The organism is Streptomyces sp. 5-10 (assembly GCF_014712245.1).
GTDB classification, from domain to species: Bacteria; Actinomycetota; Actinomycetes; order Streptomycetales; family Streptomycetaceae; genus Streptomyces; species Streptomyces violaceusniger.
In genome coordinates this window covers 1-15,511 of record NZ_JACVYG010000039.1, presented here as the reverse complement: position 1 = coordinate 15,511, position 15,511 = coordinate 1, and the positions used below count along the sequence as shown (strand labels likewise).

General features: G+C 74.1%; 10 protein-coding genes and 1 pseudogene. 4 read left to right on the top strand and 7 right to left on the bottom strand.

All coding sequences use genetic code 11. The annotated features are described in order from the left end of the window. Positions 1 to 63: 63 nt before the first annotated feature. Positions 64 to 780 carry a glycosyltransferase family protein gene (locus IEJ02_RS33115; RefSeq protein WP_370467167.1) on the top strand — a complete coding sequence of 239 codons (717 nt, stop codon included), beginning with the start codon at positions 64 to 66 and terminating at the stop codon, positions 778 to 780. Here the strand turns inward: IEJ02_RS33115 and IEJ02_RS33110 are convergent. Together IEJ02_RS33110 and IEJ02_RS33105 are read right to left on the bottom strand one after the other, a co-directional pair. After that, on the bottom strand, positions 765 to 1,412 hold the full coding sequence (locus IEJ02_RS33110; protein WP_191068209.1) for a response regulator: 648 nt from the start codon (positions 1,410 to 1,412) through the stop codon (positions 765 to 767). The two genes, IEJ02_RS33115 and IEJ02_RS33110, sit on opposite strands and share 16 nt — an antisense overlap. Then, a complete protein-coding gene (locus tag IEJ02_RS33105) occupies positions 1,403 to 2,623 on the bottom strand; it encodes a sensor histidine kinase (protein WP_191068208.1) in 1,221 nt (406 codons plus the stop codon). Before IEJ02_RS33105 ends, IEJ02_RS33110 begins: the two co-directional genes overlap by 10 nt. Positions 2,624 to 2,790: 167 nt before the next feature. Here IEJ02_RS33105 and IEJ02_RS33100 point away from each other — a divergent pair, with 167 nt between their 5' ends. Beyond that, positions 2,791 to 4,314: a serine hydrolase domain-containing protein gene (locus tag IEJ02_RS33100; protein ID WP_317985985.1), complete on the top strand. Its 1,524-nt coding sequence runs from the start codon at positions 2,791 to 2,793 to the stop codon at positions 4,312 to 4,314. Positions 4,315 to 4,397: 83 nt separating this feature from the next. Here IEJ02_RS33100 and IEJ02_RS33095 read toward each other — a convergent pair whose 3' ends face one another. The 3 genes from IEJ02_RS33095 to IEJ02_RS33085 all read right to left on the bottom strand — a co-directional run bounded on the left by IEJ02_RS33095 (position 4,398) and on the right by IEJ02_RS33085 (position 7,701). Next, entirely contained in the window at positions 4,398 to 5,309 is a 912-nt protein-coding gene (locus IEJ02_RS33095; protein ID WP_317985984.1) for an HpcH/HpaI aldolase/citrate lyase family protein, read from the bottom strand. A gap of 31 nt (positions 5,310 to 5,340) precedes the next feature. Further along, on the bottom strand, positions 5,341 to 6,555 hold the full coding sequence (locus tag IEJ02_RS33090) for a CaiB/BaiF CoA transferase family protein (protein ID WP_191068206.1): 1,215 nt from the start codon (positions 6,553 to 6,555) through the stop codon (positions 5,341 to 5,343). Positions 6,556 to 6,759: 204 nt separating this feature from the next. Continuing rightward, the gene (locus tag IEJ02_RS33085) at positions 6,760 to 7,701 is read right to left on the bottom strand and encodes a LysR family transcriptional regulator (protein WP_191068205.1); all 942 of its coding nucleotides are present in this window, start codon (positions 7,699 to 7,701) and stop codon (positions 6,760 to 6,762) included. Positions 7,702 to 7,845: 144 nt separating this feature from the next. Here IEJ02_RS33085 and IEJ02_RS33080 point away from each other — a divergent pair, with 144 nt between their 5' ends. Then, entirely contained in the window at positions 7,846 to 9,153 is a 1,308-nt protein-coding gene (locus tag IEJ02_RS33080; protein WP_191068204.1) for a CitMHS family transporter, read from the top strand. Positions 9,154 to 9,170: 17 nt separating this feature from the next. Further along, a pseudogene (locus IEJ02_RS49165) lies at positions 9,171 to 11,204 on the top strand (3-hydroxybutyrate oligomer hydrolase family protein); the annotation flags it as partial. A 368-nt stretch (positions 11,205 to 11,572) separates the two neighbouring features. On the opposite strand, the gene IEJ02_RS33075 reads toward IEJ02_RS49165, so the two are convergent. Then, complete coding sequence (locus IEJ02_RS33075) at positions 11,573 to 12,637, bottom strand: zinc-dependent alcohol dehydrogenase family protein (RefSeq protein WP_191068203.1); 1,065 nt, start codon at positions 12,635 to 12,637, stop codon at positions 11,573 to 11,575. Positions 12,638 to 12,721: 84 nt separating this feature from the next. After that, positions 12,722 to 15,127 (bottom strand): GH92 family glycosyl hydrolase, encoded by a 2,406-nt coding sequence (locus IEJ02_RS33070; RefSeq protein ID WP_191068202.1) that lies wholly within the window; start codon positions 15,125 to 15,127, stop codon positions 12,722 to 12,724. Between the last annotated feature and the right edge of the window lie 384 nt (positions 15,128 to 15,511).

The window sequence follows — 15,511 nt, the reverse complement described above, 5'->3', positions numbered from 1 at the left end:
GCCCGGCGAACCGGGCCCGGCGAGCCTGGGCTGACGAACCGGGCCCGGCCGACGGTGCGCTCGGTGGTGACCGGCGAGCGGCCGCCGTCGGCGGCGGCCGCGTTCCGGCTCGCGCCAGAGCTGGTGGCCGCGCGGTTCGACACGCTCACCGCGGCGGCCGAGGGATGTGACGTGCTGCTGGCGACCGGCCTGATGCCGGCCAGCGCACGCTCGGTGGCCGAGAAACTGGGCATCCCCTATGTGTTCGCGTGCTTCCATCCGTTCGGACTGCCGTCGCGGCACTTCCCTCCGGGGAGGCGGCCGGGCACACCGTCCCCCCGGGAGGAGACCGACCTCACGGTGCTGTGGGAGCAGGACGCCCAGCGGGTGAACGAGCTGTACGGCGAGGCGGAGAACCGCCACCGGGCGGCGATCGGCCTGCCGCCGGTGGACAACGTCCGCGACTACGTCTTCACCGACCGGGCATTGCTGGCGGCGGACCCGGTCCTGGGCCCGTGGCAGGACATGACGGAACTCGACCTCGTCCAGACCGGGGCGTGGATCCTGCCGGACCAACGTCCGCTCCCGGCTGAGCTGGAGGCGTTCCTGGCCGCCGGTGAACCGCCGGTCTACGTGGGCTTCGGCAGCATGGCCATGTCGGCCGCGCTGAAGGTGGCCCTGACCCCCGGGACCCGGGTACGGGCGAGGGACGTGGCCGGCGCGATGCGCACCGACGGGACGACGGTGGCCGCGAAGCTGCTCCTCGACGCCGGGGCGTCGGGCGGTCAGGCGCGCAGGTAGGTGAGGACCGCCAGGACGCGTCGGTGTCCGTGGCCGTCCAGGCGGAGGTCGAGTTTCTGGAGGATGGAGCTGACGTGCTTGTTGACCGCGGCCTCGGTGACATAGAGGTCGCGGGCGATCTCGGCATTGGAGCGTCCCTCGGCCATGAGGGAGAGGACCTCGCGCTCCCGGGGCGTGAGCCGTCGCAGGGGGTCCTGCCGTCGGCGCAGGAGCTGCCGCACCACCTCGGGGTCCATGACCGTCGCCCCGGCGGCCACCTGTTCGACCGCGTTCGCGAACTGGGTGACGGCGCTGACCCGGTCCTTGAGCAGATAGCCGATGCCGCTCTCGCTGCCCAGGTCGAGCAGATGGGTGGCGTAGGACTGCTCGATGTACTGGCTGAGCACCAGAATGGGCAGGCCGGGGCGGTGGCCGCGCAGCGCGACCGCGGCGCGGAGGCCGTCGTCGGCGTTGCCCGGTGGCATCCGCACATCGGTGATGACGATGTCGGGGTCGTGCTCATGGGCCGCGGCGATCAGCGCGTCGGCGTCGCCGACGGCCGCCGACACCCGGTGGCCGAAGCGGGTGACCACGCTGACCAGGCCGTCCCGCAGCAGCGGTGAGTCTTCGGCGAGCACGATGTTCAGCGGCACGGGAGCTCCACGCGCAGCAGTGTAGGGCCGCCCGCCGGGCTGGATATCCGCAGTCTGCCGTCCGCCGCGGCGACGCGGTCGGCCAGGCCGACAAGACCGGTGCCTGCGGCCGGGTCCGCCCCGCCGACGCCGTTGTCCCGGACGGTCAGCGTCAGGACATCCGCGTCCAGCCGGGCGTGGACCTCGGCCCGGGTGGCCCGGCTGTGCTTGGTGGCGTTGGCCAGGGCCTCGGCGACGACGAAGTACGCCGTGCTCTCCACGGTCGCGGGCAGGCGGTACGGAAGCCGGATGTCCACGGCGACCGGCAGGGCGGAGCGGGTGGTGAGGTTGTCCACGGCCGCGGCGAGGCCGTGGTCGGTGAGCGCCTTGGGGTGCACACCCCGGCTGAGCTCGCGCAACTCGTTGACGGCGAGGGTGACTTCGCCCTGGGCCAGCGCGAGCTGCCGGGCCACCGGCGAGCCCGGCTCCGCGTCAAGACCGGCCAGGCCGAGCAGGACGTTGATGGAGACCAGCCGCTGCTGGGCGCCGTCGTGCAGGTCCCGCTCGATCCGCCGGCGCTCCGCGTCGAAGGCGTCCACCAGACGCGCCCGGGAGGCCCGGACCTCGGTGAGCTCCCGGCCCAGTTCGCCGTCGCGCGGCGCCAGGATCAGCCGGGTCAGCGCGGCGCGGGCACCGGCCCAGGCGGTGATGGTGTACGGCGCCGCCGGCAGCAGGCACAGGCCGATGACCAGCCACGGCCAGGCGCCGGGGTCATCCACCGGCGATGTCATGAGCAGGACGGGCAGGCCGAGGGCGAAAGCCAGGACGAGCAGGTCCATCCACCACAGGGCGGTCATCGACACCGCGGTGAAGCTCAGCTCACGCCAGGTCGCGGGCTCCCGCAGCCGGGTCTCCAGCCACCCCCGCAGCCCGGGGCGTTCCGGGGCCCGGTGCGGATCCGGCGCCGGGTCCGGGTCCACGAGCCGCAGCCGCCCGCGTTCGATCCGGGTGACGACGATGCCGGACAGCGCCACGGCGAGGAGGAGAACGGCCCCCACCCCCACGATCAGCGACACCAGCCCGGCCAGGGCCATGGTCAGCAGCGTGACCATGGCGATCGCGCCGAAGACGACACCGGACAGCAGATAGGCCAACGCCCGCCAGGGCCAGGCCGAGGCCAGGAACCCCAACGGACGCTGAGCGAGAGCCTGCCAGGCTGTTCGAGAAGGCACCCGCAGAAGATATGCGACCCGGCGCCGCCCGGTCGGTAGTGCGCGCACTACCTCTGATCTCGTACCCACACCAATGCGGTGCCCGCCCCGGCCCCGGTGGGATGGGCGCCATGCCGATCCGAAGCCACAGACGTCTCGTCCGCCTTGCGCTTGCCCCGCTCATCGCCTTGACGGCGTTGGGGTGCCCGGCGACGGCCCACGCCACCACCCCATCCCACCCCACACTGGACGCCGCCTCGATCGACGCCTACGTCAACGCCTATATGGAGCGGACCGACCTGCCGGGCGCCGTAGTGGCGGTCACCAGGGGCGACCAGGTCGTCCACGCGGCCGGATACGGGCACACCGCGGCCGGGAAGGCCATGACCGCGCGGACACCGGTGCCCGTGGCCTCGCTCTCCAAGTCCATGACCGCGCTGGCCGTCATGCGGCTGGCCGAGGAGGGCCGAGTCGACCTGGACACACCGGCCCATCGCTATCTGCCCGAGTTCACGATGGCCGACCGGCGGGCCGAGAAGATCACCGTACGGCAACTGCTGAACCAGACATCGGGCATGGCCGACTCCGCCTACCCCGACCTCACCCGGCCCCAGGCACATACGCTCACCGAGGCGGTCGCGGACATGCGCGGCGCCCGGCTCGCCGCGCGGCCGGGCACCGAGTGGAACTACCACAACCCCAACTACTTCGTCGCCGCACGGCTGGTCGAGGTCGTCAGCGGGCGGCCCTTCGCGGACTACCTGGCCACCCAGGTGTTCCGGCCGCTGGGCATGACCCGCACCGAGTCGGTCGACACCACCGATGAGATGCCCGATCACGCCCGGGGCTACGTCCGCGCCTACGGCATGATGTTCCCGCGCTCCCACCCCCGCTGGTTCGCGGCCGGGGGCCACGGCGTCGTCACCACGGCGCACGACCTCGCCCAGTGGCTGATCGCCCAGAACAACCGGGGCGTGTCCGCGGCGGGGCGGCGCGTCGTCTCCGCACGGAGCATCGACATCACGCACACCCCACCGAAGGGCCGCGAGTACGCCATGGGCTGGTCCGTGACCCCGCCCGGGGAACAGCCCCGGCAGATCCGGCACACCGGGGAACTCCTGACCCACAACGCCATCCAGACGCTGCTGCCCGACAGCCGGACCGGCATCGCGATCGTGGCCAACACCGGCATGATCTCCGGGGACGACGCCGCCGTCATGCTGGACGGACTGGTCGACCTGACCCAGGGCAAGTCGCCCGCGGTGCGCACCCCGTTCACGATGAAGGCCGACTACGTCCTCGCGGCGCTCACCCTGCTGGCCATCGCCCTGGGCGTGCTCGGCGCCGTTCGGGCGCCCCGCTGGGCACGGCGCACCGCGGACCGGCCGCTGTGGCGAGTGGCCCTGCGCATGCTGCCCTGCGCCATCCCGATCATCCTGTTCGCCCAACTCACCGACCTGATCGGGCTGTTCATGAACCGCGAGGGCACCCTGGCCCAGCTCGTCTACATCTGGCCCGCCCTCGTCATCTGGTCGGCCACGGCCGCCCTGGCCGCCACCGTGGTGATCATCGCACGGTCGCTCGCCGTGCTCCGGACCCGGAGGGCCCGGGTTCTCCGGGTCCGGGGATGTCCTCGGAACGGGGCCGGGGACGGATCGCCGACGGTGCGGGGGGATGCCCTCGGAGCGGGGTCCGGGGCGGAGCCCCGGTGAGGCCGGGGGCGCCCCCGGAACCGGAACCGGGGCCGGGGGGCGGAACCCCGGTTCCGGGGAGGGGCGGGGTGGGGGAGCGGCCCTCACTCCCCGCCGTAGCGGGCCAGGGTCCGGCGGGCCGTGGCCGCCATCGCCTCGTCCACCATCCGCCCCTCGAAGCGCACCGCCCCCGCCCCCTCCGCCTGCGCCCGCTCCACCGCCGCGATCAGCCGCCGGCAGCGGGCCAGCTCCTCCGCGCCCGGCGAGAACACCTCGTTGACCACCGGCACATGGGACGGGTGGATCACCGCCATCCCCTCGTACCCCAGCGCACGGTTCTGCTCGGCGAAGCGCCGTAGTCCCGCGAGGTCCGCCACGTCCGCCCACAGCCCGGCCACCGGGTGGGGGCGGTCCGCGGCGCGGGCGTCGAGCAGCACCCGGGCCCGTAGCTCGCGGGTCTCCTCGCCCTCGGGGCTCCAGCGGTAGCCGACCGCCCGTTCCACGTCCCCGCCCGGAGCGGCCACCGCGCCCAGGTGGGCGATCCGGGCGGCGGCCCGGCCGATGGCGTACGCCTCGCGCAGCCCGCGCGCCGTCTCCAGCAGCGGCAGCAGGGCGAAGTTCCCCTCGGGCAGGCCGTGTTCGCGCTCGCACCAGGCCAGCAGCCGGTCGGCGGTGGTCACGTCCTCGGGGCCGCTCACCTTGGGCAGCACGATGCCGTAGAGCCCGGGACGGGCCACCGCGCGCAGGTCGTCGGCGCCCTGCCAGCCCGCCGCGCGGTCCAGCGCGTTGATCCGTACGAGCAGCCGCATCGGACCGGGCGTCCCGGCCGCCCGGTCGACGGCCGCGGCCACGGCCTCCCGCGCCGCCGCCTTGCCGTCCTCCGGGACGGCGTCCTCCAGGTCGAGGATGGCCGCGTCGGCGCCCGCCGCCTCCGCCTTGGGCAGCCAGCCGGTGCGGCCGCCGGGCACGAAGAGCAGCGAGCGCAGGGGGACGCGGGGCGCGGTCACCCCTGTCACGCCGGTCACCCCTGTCACGCCGGTCACGCCGTCAGATGACACCCTCGGCCTCCAGCTTCGCCAGCCGCCCGTCGTCGATGCCCAGCCACTCCCCGTAGACCAGCGCGTTGTCCGCGCCAAGCGCGGGGCCGGTCCGCCACACCGCGCCGGGGGAGCGGTGGAAGCGCGGGATGACCGCCTGCATCCGCACCGGGCCGAGGTCGGGGTCGTCCACCGTGATGATGTCCTCGCGTTCGGCGTAGACCGGGTCGGCGACGATATCGGCGGCGGTGAACACCCGCGAGGCCACCACCTCGGCCCGCTCGAACGCCGCGAGGCACTCGGCCGCCGGGCGCGCCGCCACCCACTCCCGCAGCGCCGTGTCGAGCCGCTCGCGCCCCGCGTGCTGCTGCTCCACGGTGGCGAACTCCTCGTCGGGCAGGCCCAGCAGCCGCACCACATTGCGCACCGAGCGGGTGGTGGCGGAGGTGACGGTGAGCCAGTCGCCGTCGGCGCTGCGGTAGGTGTTGATGACGGCGGCCGGGGCGACGGCCAGCTGGTTGCCCGCCCGCTCGGGGGCCGCGCCGAGCTGGTCGTACGCGATGATCTGCCACTCCACCAGGCGGTACAGCGGCTCGAACAGCGCCAGGTCGATCCACTCGCCGTCGAAGGAGTCCGGATCGGTGTCACGGCGGTGCAGGGCGGCCAGGACCGCGAACGCGCCCATCAGCCCGGTGACCGCGTCGCCGTGCGAGAAGCCGGTGTGCACGGGCGGGCCTTCGGGGAAGCCGGTCAGATGGACCACCCCGCTGCGGGCCTCGCCCATCTTCCCGAAGCCCGGCGCGTCGGCCCGCGAGGAGGTGGCGCCGAAACCGGAGATCTGCAGCAGGATCGCGGTGGGGTTGAGCGCGTGGACGGCCTCCCAGTCCAGGCCCCAGGCGCGCAGCCGGCCCGCCCGGAGCGTCACGATCACCACATCGGCCCAGGCGATCAGCTCCCGGGCGACCTCCCGGCCCTCCTCGTGGTGCAGATCCAGGGTCACCGAGCGCTTGTTGCGGCCCGCCACCTTGAACCAGAGCGGTACGCCGTCGCGCCGCGGGCCCATCGCCCGCGCCGCGTCACCGGAGCCCGGCGGCTCCACGTGGACGACGTCCGCGCCCTGGTCGGCGAGCATGCCCCCGGCGAGGGGGCCCGCCACCACATGCGCGAATTCCACCACCTTCAGCCCCGTGAGCTGTCCCTGCCCTGTGCTGGTCTGGTCCTCCATGCGGCCAGGCTGCGGGGCGGGGCGTATGCGCGTCCAGCAATGAAGAGGGATCAATTCATGCGGATCTCGCAAGGATCGCATGACCCCGCACGGGATCGCCGGACTCCGCACAACAGGACCGCAGGACCCAGCACCGGATCGCAGGACCCCGCACCAGACCGCCGGACTCCGCCCGAGCCGGGGCCGGTCGGCGCTCCCGGCCCCTCACCGGTCCTCGCCCGCCTCCTCCCACACCACCCCCGCCGGCAACGCGTCAGCGGCGGAGCGGAACTCCTCCAGCTGCTCCAGGAAGCGGCGCGCCCCCGGTGGAAGCGTGCGGCGCGTCGGCAGGACGACGTACAGCCGGCGCTCCACCACCGGCCCCACCAGCGGGCGCCGCACCAGCCGGCCCGGCACCACCAGCGGATGGACCAGGGCGGGCAGCGCGGAGACGCCGAGCCCGGCCGCCACAAGACCGCCCACCGTGGCCACGTTGGACGCCTCGGCCGCCGGGTTCGCCTCCATCCCCGCCTGGGCGAAGGCCGCGTCGGTCATCCGGCGCACGCTGGAGTCGGTGCCCACCGCGAGGAACGGCTCCCGGCCCAGCTCCTCCCAGGTCACCTCCGCCCGCTCGGCCAGCGGATGGTGCTCCGGGAGCACCGCGTCGAAGCGGTCCCGCACCAGCGGCCGCAGCGTCACGCCCGGGGCGCGCCGGGCCACCGTGCTGACCGCGAAGTCGGCGTCCCCGTCGACCACCCGGTCCAGCACCGAGCGCTCCAGCCCGTCCAGCAGCCGTACGGTCATCTCCGGGCGCCGCGCCCGGAAGGCGGAGATCACCGGCGGCAGCAGCACGGCCGCGACCGAGGGCAGGGTCGCCAGGGCCACCGCACCGCGCTCACCGGCGCCGTAGCGCCCCAGCTGGGCCAGGCCCGCGCGGTGCGCGGAGAGGATCTGGTCGGCGATGCGCAGCGCCTCGGCGCCCGCCGGGGTGAGCCGCACATTGCGGGTGTCCCGCTCCAGCAGCCGCATCCCCAGCGTCCGTTCCAGATCGGCGACCGCCCGGCTCAGCGACGACTGGGACACATGCAGTTCGGCGGCGGCCGCGGTGAAGCTCACGGCGCGCGCGACCGCCGCGTACGCGGTCAACTGGCGCAGGGTGACGTCCATGGTCCGTGAGCGTAGGCGCGGCGGCCGGACAGGGGAACTGTTGCGCGAAACGCATGGATAGATCTGTGTTCGATGCTGGACGCGGATCTTTCCCCGCTCGGAAACTCTTCGGCAGCACCCGACCGGACGAGGAAGCGAGCGGCCATGCTGGCAGTACTGGGGTTCTGCACGATCGGCGGCTTCCTGCTGCTCACCATGACCAAACGGGTCTCGGTGCTGGTGGCACTCGTCCTCACGCCCGTGGTCACCGCGGTCATCGGCGGATACGGCGACGAGCTGGGCCCGATGGCGCTCGACGGGCTGTCCAAGGTCGCCCCGACCGGCATCATGATCGCCTTCGCGGTGCTCTACTTCTGCCTGATGATCGACGCGGGCCTCTTCGAACCGCTGATCCGCGGCATCCTGCGCGCAGCAAAGAACGACCCGGTGCGGATCACGGTCGGCACCGCCGTTCTGACCGTGTGCGTCGCGCTCGACGGCGATGGCGCCTCCACCTTCCTCATCACCGTCTCCGCGCTGCTCCCCGTCTATCAGCGGCTGGGGATGAGCCGGCTGGTGCTTGCCGGGGTGGTCGGCCTGGGCGCGGGCGTGATGAACATGATCCCGTGGGGCGGGCCGACGGCCCGCGCCGCCGCGGCCCTGAAGATCGACACCTCCGACATCATCACGCCGCTGCTGCCCGCACTCGCCGCCGGTATCGCCTGGGTGCTGCTCGCCGCGTACCTCATCGGACGCCGTGAGCGGCGGCGGCTCGGCGCGCTCGAGCCCGCCCCGCGCGCCGAGGTGGCGGTCGGGGACGGCCCCGGCACACCGCGGGTCGCCGCCCGCCCCGGTGTCGCGCTCACCGTCTTCAATCTGCTGCTCACCGTGGCCCTGCTGGTCTGCCTGGTGCTGGAGGCCATGCCGCTGCCGGTGTTGTTCGTCTTCGCCTTCGTCCTCGCGCTGCTGGTCAACCACCCGCGCTGGGAGGACCAGCAGGAGCTGCTGGAGAAGCACGGCAAGAGCGTGGTGCTCGTCATCACCATGATCTTCGCGGCCGGGGTGTTCACCGGCATCCTCGGCGGCACCGGGATGATCGAGAAGATGGCCGAGGCGCTGGTCGACATCATCCCCGACGGGCTCGGCGGACATCTGCCGGTGCTCGTGGCCGTCACCAGCATGCCGCTGAGCCTCGTCCTCACCCCGGACGCCTACTACTTCGGCGTGCTGCCGGTGCTCGCCGGCACCGCCGACGCCTTCGGCACCGACCACGCCGAGATCGCCCGCGCCGCCGTGCTCGGCCAGATGACCACCGGCTTCCCGCTGAGCCCGCTCACCGCCGCGACCTTCATCCTCCTCAGCATGAGCGGCGTCCAGCTCGGGGAGCACCAGCGCTTCCTCTTCCGCTGGGCCTTCGGAACCACGCTCGTGATGACCGCCGCCGCCCTCGCGACGGGCGCCCTGCCGCTGTGACCCGGAAGGAACCGCCCATGCCGTCCGCCGGCCGCCTGCCCGCCCTGTCCCTGGCCCTCGCCCTCACCGCCGCCCTCGCCACCCCGCTCGCCCACGCCGCCGGCGCCCCGTCCGCCCGCTCCGCGCTTCCCTCTTTCATCGGTGAGCTGACCCAGCGGCGGTACGACGGGCGGAGCGACGATCTGCTCACCGCCGGGCTCGGCTTCGCGGGGCTGCGCGGACCCATGCCGCGAGCCGCCGACCCCGACCGGCCCACCGCCGCCGAACTGCGCCGCCAGGCCATCTGGGCTTCGGCCGGGATGTCCGCCGGATCCGGCGGCGGCCTCGGCAGGCTCTACGGCCCCGACGTGGACCGGGGCCGCCCCGTGCCCGGGGACGGGAAGGTCGCGGGGGTGGAGTACCGGGCCGTGGCGGGCGGCGAGGCCCCCGGCGTGAGCTTCGTGGTGCAGGTGCCGGACGGCTTCGACCGTGCCCGGCCGTGTGTGGTGGCCGCGCCCGCGACCGGGCTCGGCGGTGTCTACAGCATGGTCGGCACCGCCGGGGCCTGGGGCCTGCACCACCGCTGCGCGGTCGCCTACACCGACAAGGGGATGGGCCCGGCCTTCGACGATCTGCACTCGGGCACCGTCATGGGCTACGACGGCACCACCGGCCCACGCGCCGAACTCCGCGGCCGCACCGTCTTCGACGCCGGGCTGAGCGACGCCGAGCGCGCCCGCTTCGACGCGGAGCACCCGTACCGCGTCGCCTACAAGATGGCCCACTCGGGGATGAACCCGCAGGCCACCTGGGGGCGCGAGGTACTGCGCTCGATACGGCTCGCCCTCGCCGTGCTGAACCGCGACTGGCGCGCCGGAGCTCCTGGGGGCGGCTACACCCCGGCCTCCACCACGGTGCTGGCCACCGGCGTCTCCAACGGCGGGGGCGCGGCCATCGCCGCGGGCGAGGATGACCGCACCGGGCTCGTCGACGCCGTCGTGGCCTCCGAACCGCAGCTGAACCTGGCCCCGCTGAACGGCGTCCGGGTCCGCCAGGACGGTCGGGACGTACCCGCCGCGGGGCTGCCGCTGATCCGCTACAACGCGCTGGCCTCGCTGCTCCAGCCCTGCGCCGCGCTCACCGAGCCCACCGCACCCGGCTACGCCGCCCTGGACGTGCCCGCCGCCCGCCGCCGCTGCGCCGCCCTGGTCGGGGACGACCCCCGTCTGATCCCGCGCCGGGACGCCGAGCGGGCGGGTCCGGACGGGCTGCCGCGCCTCGCCCAGGAGGCCCTGGTACGCGCCGGGTTCCAGCCCCAGTCGGGGTATCTGCAGGTCTCGCACTACGACCCGCAGACCCCCGCCTCCTACGCGATGAGCCTCGCCCGCGCCTCGGTCGCCGACGCGCTGTGCGGCTACGGCTGGGCCCGCACCGACTCCTCCGGATCTCCCGCGCCGTACCGCACGGCGGAGCTGGCCGGCGCCTTCGGCACCAGCTCCGGCCGGGCGCCCGCCCCCGGTGTGCTGATCGACGAGAACTCGCCCGGCGGGCCGGTGGCCGACGCCCGCTCCGTCGGACCCGGCGGTGAGCACGACTACAACCTGCGGGGAGAGGCTTGCGTCTACCGGCTCGCCTTCCCACGGGCCGGGGCGCCGCGCGCCGAGCGGGACTGGGCCGCACGGCTCGCCGAGGGCCTGGACGCGACCCGGCGCGACGGCGACTTGCACGGCAAGCCGACGCTCATCGTGCAGGGCCGCGACGACACCCGGGTGCCGGTCAACCACAGCTCGCGGCCGTACCTCGGGCTCACCTCGCGCGCCGGGCACGGGCCGGGCACCGTCGCTTACGCCGAGATCACCCACGCCCACCACAGCGACTCCCAGGCCGCCGGGCTGGACAACCGGTACGTCCCGCTCGGCTACTACTACCAGCAGGCCCTGGACCTGATGTGGGAGCGGCTCCAGGGGCGGGCCGCGCTGCCGCCCAGCCAGGTCGTGCGCACGGTGCCGCGCGGCGGTGAGCCGGGGCACGCCCCCGAGCTGACCCCGGCCCATGTGCCCCCCCATCGCGGCCGACCCGGCGGCGCGGGACCGGATCCGGGTGACGGGCGGGACGGTGCGGGTGCCCTGATCGGGTCCCGCACGGAGCGGGCCGGGCCGCGGCAGCGGGGCGGGGTCGGCTTCAGTAACGGCGTACGAATTCCAGCCCCGGGCTGCCCGGCTCCACTCCGAGGTGCGTCGCCGCCTCCGCGGACACGCCCACCGCCCGCACCTGCCGTACCACCCGCTTCACGGCGCGCCCCGGTCGGAGAGCGCGGCGGGGACCTGCGGGTGCGGACGCGGGACCACGTCCATGGCCCGCCGGGTCGGCCGGGCGGAAGAACGGCCGGTGGCTCGCCGAGCGGGCGGGCTTCGCGGAAGCCGCCCGCGGGCGGTCCCCGTCAGCTCCCGGCCAGGGGCGGGCGGTGCGGTTCGATGACCGTGACCCCGCCCCTGCCGCCGGAGGCCATCGTGGACAGCGCCTCCGGGACCGCGTCCAGCCCGATGACATCGGTGACCAGCAGATCCGGCCGCAGCGAACCGGCCTCGACCATCTCCATCATCGGACCGTAGTCGTGGGCGGCCATGCCATGGCTGCCCAGCAGCCGCAGCTCCAGCGCGATGACCCGGTCCATCGGGATCATCGGGGTCCCGGCGGCCGGGGGCAGCAGCCCGACCTGCACATGACGGCCGTGGCGGCGCAGGCTCTTGATGGACGCCGCGCAGGTCCGCGGGGAGCCCAGCGCGTCGAGCGAGACATGGGCGCCGCCGCCCGTCGCGTCCGCGACCGCATCCGCCACCGAGCCCAGGGTGGACGCCACGTCCACGCACACCGCCGCGCCGAACCGGGACGCGAGGGCGAGCGCCTGCGGCGAGATGTCCACCGCCACCACCCGGGCCCCGGCCGCGGCGGCGATCATCACCGCGGACAGCCCCACCCCTCCGCAGCCGTGCACTGCCACCCACTCGCCCGGGGCCACCCGGCCCTGGGCGACGACGGCGCGGAAGGCGGTCGCGAAGCGGCAGCCCAGACCGGCGGCGGTGGTGAACGACAGCTCGTTGCGTATCCCGACCAGGTTCACATCGGCGTCCTCGATCGCCACGTACTCGGCGAACGAGCCCCAGTGGGTGAACCCCGGCTGCGTCTGCCGCTCGCACACCTGCTGGGCGCCCTCCGCACAGGCGGCACAGCGCCCGCAGGCGCACACGAACGGCACGGTGACCCGCTGCCCCGGGCGCCAGTTGAGGACGTCGGGGCCGACCTCCTCTATCACCCCCGCCAGCTCATGGCCGGGGACGTGCGGCAGCCGGATGTCCGGGTCGTGCCCCATCCAGCCGTGCCAGTCGCTGCGGCACAGTCCGGTGGCCTCGACGCGGATCACCGCGCCGCGCGGGGAGGGAGCGGGGTCCTCGACGCTCCGGACCTCGGGCCGGCGCCCGAACTCGTCGAACACCACAGCACGCATGGACACCGCTCCCTCGCTCGACCACATCCCCCATGACCCGTGTGTCCAGGCGGGCCCTAGAACCTACACCACAACCGGCCGGTATCAGCCCTTGCGGGTGGCGCCCACCGACGGCGGTTCCGCGCCCCGGCCGGTGCCCCAGGACGAGGGCTCGGTGGACAGCCGGTGGGCCAGCTTTCCGCCGTGGGCCACCTGGTCCCAGTCCAGCCACGTCCGCGCCACGTTCCGGCCGTTCAGCGACACACTCCGGACATACCGCTTGGCGTCGCTCGCGCCCGGCGCGGTGACCGTGAGCGTGCCGCCCTGCCGGATGCCGTAGTGCCCGATGCGGACCACGGCCGAGGAGAACTGCGGACTGGACAGGGCGAGGAAGTCCCCGCCGCTCATCGTCGGGTACAGCCCCAGCGAGGAGAAGACGTACCAGGCCGACATGGTGCCGAGGTCGTCATTGCCGGTCATCCCGTCCGGGCCGGTGGTGAACAGGGTCATCGCCGCCCGCACCACGGTCGCCGCCTTCGCGGGCGCGCCCGCCCACAGATACATGTACGGGGCGTGCAGATCGGGCTCGTTGTTCGGGTTGTAGGTGGGCTTGCCGTAGTAGTCGTACGGGGCGGAGATCCAGTCCTTACGGGCGGTGCCCGCCGGGTCGGTGAGCAGCTTGCCGTAGGCGAAGAAGTCGTCGAGCCGCTTCTCGGTCGCGCTCCTGCCGCCCATCAGCCCCACGAGCCCGGCCGGGTCCTGCGGCACCAGCCACTGGTACTGGTAGGCGCCGCCCTCGTGGAACTGCCGGCCCGCCTCCACCGGGTCGTACGGGGTCACCCACGCGCCGTCGGCCCTGCGCGGCCGGAACTGCCCGATCGAGGCGTCCCAGAGCGTGCGGTACGTCTGGCCGCGCTCGGCGAACATCCGGGCGTCGGCGCGGTGGCCGAGCCCGCGCGCCATCAGGGCGAGCGCGGCGTCCGCGGCCGAGTACTCCAGGGTGGCCGAGGCCGGGTGGACGCAGTCGTTGTCGCCACCCTTGTCGGCGCAGTCGGTGCCGAGCTTCAGCCCCGAGGGGACGTAGCCCAGCTCGCGGTAATAGTCCACTCCGGAGCGGCCGTTGTAGGGGGAGTCGGCGGGCGGGGTGCTGGTGGCGTTCTTCTTCAGCAGCGCGTACGCCTCGTCCTCGTGCCCGGCCAGCAGGCCCTTGGACCACGCCTCGACGAGGAAGGGGGTCACCGGGTCACCGGTCATGATGTTGGTCTCGCTGTTGGCCAGCGCCCAGCGCGGCAGCCAGCCGCCGTCCCGGCCGATGGCGACCACCGACAGCGCGACATCGCGGGCCACCCCCGGCTCCACCATCTCCAGCAGCTGGTTCTGTGGCCGGTAGGTGTCCCACAGCGAGAAGTTCTGGTACGGGGTATAGCCGGAGGCGGTGTGGGTCGCGCCGTCGAAGCCGGTGTAGCGGCCGTCCACGTCGCCCGCCACATTGGGGTGCAGCTGGGCGTGGTACAGCGCGGTGTAGAAGGCGCGCCGCCGCTCCTCGGTGCCGCCGCCGACCCGGATCGCGTCGAGCTTCTTCCGCCAGGTGTCGTGGAGCGCGGCGCGGGTGGCGTCGAAGTCGTAGGAGTCCCCGGTCTCCGCCGCGAGGTTCTTGCGGGCGCCCTCGGGGCCGGTGTACGACAGCCCGACCTTGACCACCACATCCCGGTCCTCGGTGGCGTCGAAGGTGGCCCAGGCGCCGTTGCCGCCCTCGCCGGCCGCCTCGCGGGAGCCGGGGGTGGGGGTGGTGCCGCGCCAGGTGCCGTAGGAGGCGAAGGGGCGGTCGAAGGTGGCGGTGAAGTAGACGGTGTGCCGGTCCTTCCCGGCGCAGAAGTTCCCGGCCTCCACCCGGCCCTCGACGGTCCGGTCGCCGACCACGCGGATCTCGGAGCCGAAGACCTTCTGATTGGCCTTGCCGGTGTTGAACAGCACATTGGCCGCGCCGGTGGCCGGGAAGGTGTAGCGCTGCCAGCCGGTGCGCTGGGTGGCGGTCAGCTCGGCGTCGATGCCGTAGGACTTCAGGCCCACCCGGTAGTACCCCGGGGTGGCCTCCTCGTCGTCATGGCTGTAGGTGGAGCGGTAGTGGTCCGGGTCGACGTCGCTGACCGCGCCGGTCGTCGGCATGATGGGCAACTCGCCCGCCACCCCGCAGCCTACCCCGGACAGATGGGTCTGGCTGAAGCCGTGGATGGCGTTCTGGTCGTAGTCGTAACCGCCTTGGCCGCCGGTGTCCGGGCTGACCTGGACCATGCCGAACGGGGCGCTCGCCCCGGGGAAGGTGTTGCCGAAGTTCTCGGTGCCCACGAACGGATGGACCAGCGACGTGGGGTCGGCCGGAGGGGACGCGGCCGAGGCGGCGGCCGCCGCGCCCGGCGGTCCCAGCAGACCGCCGCCCAGCAGCGCCGCCGCCACCACGCCCGCGACCGTGCCCGCGGCGCGGGCACGGATTCCACCGATCAGCGACCGCATGGGACGCACCTCCGTTTGACAACGTTGTCCGACCAAGGTCGCGAAACTCTGGCATGAGGGAGGGACGGTGTCAATGACCCGTGCGCGGGCGGGTCATTGACGCACAGGCCAATGACACCGCCCGGGCACAAGGGTGTGCCGTCCGGGCGGGCACGGGGCCCGTGGCGTCCGCTCGAGCGCGGGGCCGTGGCATCCGCCCGGGCGCGGGGCCCGTGGCGTCCGCTCGGGCGCGGGGCTGTGGGGTCCAGGGCCGTGGCGTCCGGGGCGCACAGGACCGTGGCGTCGTGGGTCGCGCAGGGCCGTGGCGTGGGCGTGCGCAGGGCCGTGACGTTCGCCCGCGCGCCGGGGCGTGGCGTCCGCGCGTGCGCGGGGCCGTGGCGTCCA

Coding starts and splice junctions, on each gene's coding strand:
- IEJ02_RS33090 (WP_191068206.1), bottom strand. CDS start 6,555: ATGGAGGACCAGACCAGCACAGGGCAGGGACAGCTCACGGGGCTGAAG.
- IEJ02_RS33085 (WP_191068205.1), bottom strand. CDS start 7,701: ATGGACGTCACCCTGCGCCAGTTGACCGCGTACGCGGCGGTCGCGCGC.
- IEJ02_RS33080 (WP_191068204.1), top strand. CDS start 7,846: ATGCTGGCAGTACTGGGGTTCTGCACGATCGGCGGCTTCCTGCTGCTC.
- IEJ02_RS33075 (WP_191068203.1), bottom strand. CDS start 12,637: ATGCGTGCTGTGGTGTTCGACGAGTTCGGGCGCCGGCCCGAGGTCCGG.
- IEJ02_RS33070 (WP_191068202.1), bottom strand. CDS start 15,127: ATGCGGTCGCTGATCGGTGGAATCCGTGCCCGCGCCGCGGGCACGGTC.